At 63.8% G+C, this 2035-nt stretch carries 1 protein-coding gene; it reads left to right on the top strand.

Annotated elements, in window-relative coordinates:
• Nucleotides 1-2014: phosphoribosylformylglycinamidine synthase (gene purL, locus OP495_RS18825; RefSeq protein WP_280571010.1), on the top strand; the 2014-nt coding region annotated here is incomplete at its 5' end.
• Nucleotides 2015-2035 lie beyond the last annotated feature (21 nt).

The following is a 2035-nucleotide window of genomic DNA, read 5'->3' as shown; positions in this document are numbered from 1 at the left end:
CAATCTCGACCTGCGCGAGGCGCTGGATCGTGTACTACGCCTGCCGACGGTAGCCTCCAAGAGCTTCTTGATCACCATAGGCGACCGCTCGATCACGGGAATGGTGGCGCGCGATCAGATGGTTGGCCCCTGGCAGGTACCGGTGGCCGACTGCGCGGTGACCACGGCGAGTTTCGACACCCATGCGGGCGAGGCCATGGCGCTCGGCGAGCGCCCGCCGGTGGCCTTGGTCGATCCGGCGGCCAGTGCGCGTCTGGCGGTGGCCGAGACGATCACCAACCTGGCCGCAGCGCCGATCGCCAAGCTTTCCGACATCAAGCTCTCCGCCAACTGGATGAGTGCCGCCGAGCATGTCGGCGAGAATCAGGCATTGTTCGATGCCGTGCATGCCGTGGGCATGGAACTCTGTCCGGCGCTCGGCATCGCCATTCCGGTGGGCAAGGATTCGATGTCCATGCGTACCGCGTGGCAATCCGATGACGAGGAAAAAAGCGTTACCGCGCCGCTGACGCTCGATATCACCGGTTTCGCGCCGGTCACCGATGCTCGGCGTACCCTGACCCCGCAGTTGCGCCTGGATCAGGACGAAAGCGATCTGATCCTGATCGACCTGGGGCGTGGTCAGAATCGTCTCGGTGGCTCGGCATTGGCGCAGGTGTATGGTCAGGTCGGCGATGTGTGTCCCGACCTCGAGGACGCCGAGGACCTCAAGGCCTTCTTCGCCGTCATTCAGGGCCTCAACGCCGATGGCAAGCTGCTCGCTTATCACGACCGCAGCGACGGCGGCCTGCTCGTAACGTTGCTGGAGATGGCCTTCGCCGCACGCGGTGGGCTGGAAATCAAGCTCGACTGGTTGATCGATGACGCTTATGAAGCCTTCGATGCCTTGTTCGCCGAAGAGCTAGGTGCGGTGATTCAGATCAACCGCCGCGATACCGAGTTCGTGCTCGCCCAGCTCGCTGCCGCAGGACTCGAAACCAGCGGCGTGGTCGCTCGTCCTCGCTACGACGATCAGGTGCGTGTCACGCTCTTCGAGGAGCCGCTTCTGGAAACCACGCGGGCCATCGCGCAGCGTACCTGGACCGAAACCAGCTATCGCATGCAGGCGCTGCGTGACAATCCGGACTGCGCGAAGTCCGAATTCGACGCCTTGCTCGATCTGCGCGATCCGGGCCTCTCGGCGCATCCCAGCTTCGATGTCGATGAGGACATTACCGCGCCCTATGTCGGGCGTGGCGAGAAGCCGCGTGTGGCGGTGCTGCGTGAGCAGGGTGTCAACGGTCATGTCGAAATGGCGGCTGCCTTCGACCGCGCCGGTTTCGCAGCCATCGACGTGCATATGAGCGATATCCTCGAGGGCCGCGTCGATCTGGAAACCATGAAGGGGCTGATCGCCTGTGGTGGCTTCTCGTACGGTGACGTGCTCGGTGCCGGCGGTGGCTGGGCCAAGTCGGTGCTGTTCAATGGCCGCGCTCGTGATGCCTTCGCAGGCTTCTTCCAGCGTGATGACAGCTTCTCTCTAGGGGTGTGCAACGGTTGTCAGATGCTTTCTCAGCTCAAGTCGCTGATCCCTGGGGCCGAGAACTGGCCACGCTTCGTGCGCAACGAGTCCGAGCAGTTCGAAGCGCGCGTGAGCATGGTGCAGGTCGAGAAGAGTCCTTCGATTCTGCTGGCCGGCATGGAAGGCTCACGACTGCCGATCGCCGTGGCGCATGGCGAGGGGCGCGCCGAATTCCGTGACAGCGGCCACTTGCGCGGCATGCAGACCAGCGACCAGATCGCCATGCGCTATGTGGACAACTACGGCCAGGTGACGACGCGCTATCCCGCCAATCCCAACGGCTCTTCTGCGGGCATCACGGGGCTGACCACACCGGATGGCCGCGTGACGATCATGATGCCGCACCCCGAGCGCGTGGCCCGTGCGGTGACCAACTCCTGGTGTCCCGCCGAATGGCAGGAAGATGGCGCCTGGATGCGCCTTTTCCGCAATGCGCGCGCGTGGATGGATTGATGTTCGGGCAGGCGTGATCAG

Origin of the sequence: Chromohalobacter sp. 296-RDG (assembly GCF_029889885.1) — a bacterium.
In the GTDB taxonomy this organism is placed as follows: domain Bacteria; phylum Pseudomonadota; class Gammaproteobacteria; order Pseudomonadales; family Halomonadaceae; genus Chromohalobacter.
This window is presented reverse-complemented; position numbering and strand designations above follow the sequence as displayed.